Annotated in this window: 4 protein-coding genes and 1 pseudogene; 4 read left to right on the plus strand and 1 reads right to left on the minus strand. The window is 41.5% G+C overall.

Annotated features, from left to right (window positions below):
- Positions 1–227, plus strand: a pseudogene (locus tag BO222_RS13855) (hypothetical protein); the annotation flags it as partial.
- A 776-nt stretch (positions 228–1,003) separates the two neighbouring features.
- On the opposite strand, the gene BO222_RS12245 reads toward BO222_RS13855, so the two are convergent.
- Positions 1,004–1,507 (minus strand): hypothetical protein, encoded by a 504-nt coding sequence (locus BO222_RS12245; RefSeq protein WP_075821029.1) that lies wholly within the window; start codon positions 1,505–1,507, stop codon positions 1,004–1,006.
- Between the two features lie 240 nt (positions 1,508–1,747).
- Here BO222_RS12245 and BO222_RS12250 point away from each other — a divergent pair, with 240 nt between their 5' ends.
- From BO222_RS12250 to BO222_RS12260, 3 genes are all read left to right on the plus strand, one after another.
- A complete protein-coding gene (locus BO222_RS12250) occupies positions 1,748–3,658 on the plus strand; it encodes a BMP family ABC transporter substrate-binding protein (protein ID WP_075821030.1) in 1,911 nt (636 codons plus the stop codon).
- The gene (locus BO222_RS12255; RefSeq protein WP_075821031.1) at positions 3,655–4,263 is read left to right on the plus strand and encodes a metallophosphoesterase family protein; all 609 of its coding nucleotides are present in this window, start codon (positions 3,655–3,657) and stop codon (positions 4,261–4,263) included. Before BO222_RS12250 ends, BO222_RS12255 begins: the two co-directional genes overlap by 4 nt.
- A 166-nt stretch (positions 4,264–4,429) precedes the next feature.
- On the plus strand, positions 4,430–4,940 hold a 511-nt coding region (locus BO222_RS12260), incomplete at its 3' end, for a transposase (protein ID WP_198932093.1).

Raw genomic sequence — 4,940 nt, forward strand, 5'->3', positions numbered from 1 at the left:
GGCATAACTGGCTGTTCGCATACAGTGAAGACGGAGCCAGAGCGCTGACGCTTCTGTCTTCGATAGTCAAGACAGCCAGACGCTGCGGACTGAATGTCCTCAAGTATCTCGAACTGGTGATGAACAGGTTCCAGAAATGGCGCGGTTCAGTTATACCGGCTGATGTCATTGACAGCGTTCTTCCCTGGAATGATGAAATCAGAGAACTCTGTGCTCTGTCAGTCTGAATCAATAATATTTCAATGTAAAAAAGGCGAAGATCTTTGCGTTCTACAGCTTTCCTGAGAGGAAAACTGCAGAATTCAAAAGATTCTTCGCCTTTAATGGTATATAGGTAATTTCATTTCGGGCAACCCGTCAAATATAAAGAACTTACCTTTGATTTCCAGTCCAGTCCATAAGCAAGAAAATGATCATTTGTTTAAGAAGATGAAAATGATCCAAACCAAAAAAAGCCTGCTCAAATTGAACAGGCTCAAGAAGTTTGGTATCACCAAGCTCCTTCATAATCACAAGATAAGGACGAATAGTAGAAGGTAAGAGTATGAACATTATCAGAAGGTATTTGCATTAACAATTAAACTCAAGTCACACATTACATGAAATTATATTATTATGGATGTTTTATCGTCCTTACATTATTCCCCATACCTGCTATCTGTGTCCCCCAACACAAATCTCAGGCATGCTTGTAGTATAAAAAATTGGATTATCACTGTCAATAGTTTATTTTAAATCTTTTATAGATTATTTTATATTTGTTTGCCCAATGACACAATAGAATATAGGCATATTCAGTGAACTGTCTGTTTTTATTTCAAAAGACCCACTTTACATCTTTTCTTTACCTGTTATGTAAGCTCTCGCACAATTCTATCGTTTTTCATTAATTTTGGGGAGAGATTGTTCCAAAATTTAAAGAGGCTGCCGATAATTCATTCGACGGCCTCTTTAATGATTGATATATTTTTCCACCATTCAATTTGATGGTTTATATGAAAACTTAGAAACTCAGAATCTGTCTGGAAGCGTATGGATCGCGTTTATTAATAACTTCGCCTTCCCAGTCACCCTTTTCGAATACATGAAGCTGCGGGCTCCTGAAAGTTTCCCGTGTAATCGTCACATCCCGATCCCCTGAAAACTCGATGTGAATGGCTTTTGTATATCTTGCGATATCCGAAGGAGAATCAACTTCCTCGTTGACAATCTTCACTGTACGGATGATTTCGCCATATTCATTCAGATCGATCTTCTTTTCTCTCTGTTTGATTTCGTCGGGAATGGAATCAATAACGCGAACTCTCAGCTGTGGATAATCTCCGATCGTTTCAGTGGGAGCATGTTCACGGAAGCAGGAATCAATCACTATTCCCTGCTCATCGGACAACACCAGAACAGCCTGGTTTGAATTTTCATTATCATCCCAGTCCGGCAGGATGACAGCCTGTGCTTTTTTACCAATCAAATTGTGCAGAATCCCCCATTCGTATCCTCGAATAAACATAACTGATCACTCATTTCTTTTTTCTATAGCATGGATACTCATCCATCTATATTGTAATCGCTTTCCGTTAAAACGATAGTTTATGGCTATATTGGTCAAATCATTGTCTAAGTTTGCACTGGATTTTAACCAACTCAACTACTTAGGTTGAAAACCTTATCCTAATATTTATACTTGATGATCAGTCATAGCAGGCGCGTATGTTTTGATTTTTGTTAGACTGATTCTGAGGTGATGACAATGAAATCCGCCGATGCATACGAAAAGGCGTACCGCGATGGACAGCAATGTTACAAGCAGCGCGTTCTTGAAGGAAAAAACCCTTATCTGCCGGTTCTCGATACCATTACAGAAGACAATAAAATCCGAAAAAACAAGCCCTGGAAACTCAAAGAGATTTCCTTGGACAGGGTCGTTGGAACTAAAACAGGAAGCCGGACAGAAGCTTTTGCGGCAAACTTCATGCCGCTCTTAAAATCCGGAACAGAATTTGCCGCGAAATGGGAAAACGTATATTCAGCCCAGATTGAAGAAGGGTTACGTGATCCGATCAAAGTCTATGAACTTTTTGGCCGCTACTTTGTCGAAGAAGGCAACAAACGGGTTTCGGTGCTGAAATTCTGTAAAGCCGCTTCAGTGATGGCCGAAGTTCGGGAAATTGTACTGGAGACAAAAGATACGAAAGCCGCCGAGATTTACCAGGCTTTTTTAAACTTTCAGAATCTGACTGGAACAGATGTCATTCTGATGTCGAATCCCAAAAACTACAACAGACTGGAAAAGGTCCTCAATGTCGATACAGAACACCCATTTACCGAAGCCGAAACTGAAGACTTTGAAGGACAGTTCAAGGCTTTCGAAACCGCATTCAACAAAATGGGCGGCAGGAAGCTTCGTTTATCAAGCGGTGACGCTTTCTTGCTTTATCTGGATTATTACGGATTTCAAAAAAACAACATTCTGACTCCTTCAAAGATCGAAAAGGAATTAAAGAAGATCTGGCCAGATCTTGAGATCTATCCGCATAAACGGGAAACCACTGTTTTAACGGATACGGATACCAGTGAAAAGAAAAAGATCCTTTCATTACGAACTTCTCCACTCAAGGTCGCTTTTATTGAAAACACAAATGCAAAATCTTCTTCCTGGACCAAGGAGCATATCGTTGCCATTGAAAAGATCAGAAAAGAGCTTGGTCATGAAATAGATGTCACTATCTATGATGAAGTCAATTCTGAAGAAGAACAGATACAGGCTTTAGAAGAAGCGATCAAAAAGGGCAATGAACTGATCTTTACCGACTCTCCGGAAATGCTTCGCATCAGCAATCAGTTTGCAGCAGCCTACCCTAAAGTCAAGATCCTGAATTGCTCCTTAAACACCAACACTGGAAAATTAAGAACTTTCTATTCGCGTGATTTTGAAATCCAGCTGCTTCTTGGTTTAATCGCCGGAGCCTTAACTCAGAGCCATCACATAGGGTATATTGCCAGCTATCCAATTTACGGAACGGCTGCCAACATTAATGCTTTTGCGATTGGCGTCGCCATGGTGAATCCCAATGCTGAGATCTTTTTAGACTGGTCAACAACTCAGGAAGCAACCGTTCCTGACTTTCCTCTCGATATTGACATCATTTACATTGAGGGTGAAAAATTCGATCTCGATTCCAAAAACGCTAAAGCAAGCGGCCTGTTTGACGTACGCAGTGGAAAATTCATCAATCTGGCCAAAATCGAAACCCATTGGGATGTCTTCTACCGAAAGATCATTAAAGCGGTATTAAACAACTCCTATTCTGTTGATGAATACAATACCGGCAATGACTCGATCAATTACTGGTGGGGTTTAAGTAATGGATTACTCGATGTCAACTTTTCTGAAAAGATGCCTGCACAGCTTGAACGTCTGATTCGATTGGTCAAAGATTCCATGGCCTCATCCATGTTTTCTCCATTCAAAGGGGATCTGGTCGCTCAGGATGGCACCATCAACCACATGGATCAGATCACTCTGCTTGATCTGGCTCAGATGGATTGGCTCAATCAGAACATCGTCGGAAGCATTCCTAAGGATTACCAGATGCTTCCAGAAGCAGAACAGCTTGTCAATGTTCATGGACTTCATACTGTAAAAGAGGAAGAACAATGAAAACCGCAAAAATTCTTGTCCTCTCTGATGAACCGGTAAAAGCCCTGTGGGATTTTTACTCTCCCGAACGACTTGAAGGAATCGATCTGATCATTTCCTGTGGAGATCTTCCGCCGGATTATCTGTCTTTTCTGGCTACAATGTTTAATGGAGATGTGCTTTATGTGCAGGGAAATCATGACGGCAAGTATCTGCGAAAACCTCCTGAAGGATGCATCAACATCGACCAGAAAATCTATAAATGGAGAGGCCTGCGAATTATGGGACTTGGCGGAAGTATCCGCTACAAGGAAGGTCCTTTCATGTATTCACAAAATGAAATGTTTCGCCGCTATGTTTCCATGTGGTTTCAGCTCTTTCGCTCTCATGGAATCGACGTTCTGGTCACTCATGCGCCGGCTAAAGGCATTAACGATGGCCCTGACCGGCCGCATGAAGGATTTGAAACATTCATTGAAATTCTCGATAAATATCATCCAAAGTTCTTTATTCATGGCCATGTCCATATGAATTATGGACATTACCCCCGGATGACTGAATATAATGGCACCAAAGTGATCAACGCTTATCAGCGCTATGTCATTGAAATTGAACTGCCTGAATGATTCCGGCTTCTCGATCCAAACGATCCACCTTAGATGTCCTGAAGATTTCCTTATGGAAAATATTTAGAAAACAAAGCCAGGGGCTGTTAAATTTCTGACAGTCCAAAAATAAAAAGAGGCACCTGATCCGTAATGGATGAGGTGCCTTTTTTGGTAAAATATGTTCATGCTTAATAAACAAAATTACCAAACACACTATAACTCGATTCAGGGCCGTTTGCCACTGCTCCATTCTCTCTTCCCTCATATTGAGATGGATTCTGTCTTCACTACTGTCAGTTCCTTTGTCGATGATTATCTCGACCTTGCCCTTTATCCTTCTTTTGCCTCCTGGCCAGCCTGCCATTTCCCAGCAGACGCCATGCTCAAAGCCGCTCTGATTTCTTTTACTCTTTATGGCTACTGCTCTTTGCGGCAGCAGGAAGAACTTTATTCTCACGACATCCGTCTGCTCTGCCTTTTCAATGGCGAAACTCCTTCTTACGGTACAATTTCCCGCTTTCAGAAGGAATGCCTTACTCCATGCATGGAGGATCTCTTTACGGAATTCAACCGCTATGCCGAACAGAATGATCCTCAGATAGACTCTTCTGTCCTTTATCTGGATGGAACGAAAATTGAAGCCAACGCCAACAAGATGACATTCGTCTGGACAAAGGCCACTCAGAAACAGTTTT

The organism is Ileibacterium valens, assembly GCF_001945525.1.
GTDB classification, from domain to species: Bacteria; Bacillota_I; Bacilli_A; order Erysipelotrichales; family Erysipelotrichaceae; genus Ileibacterium; species Ileibacterium valens.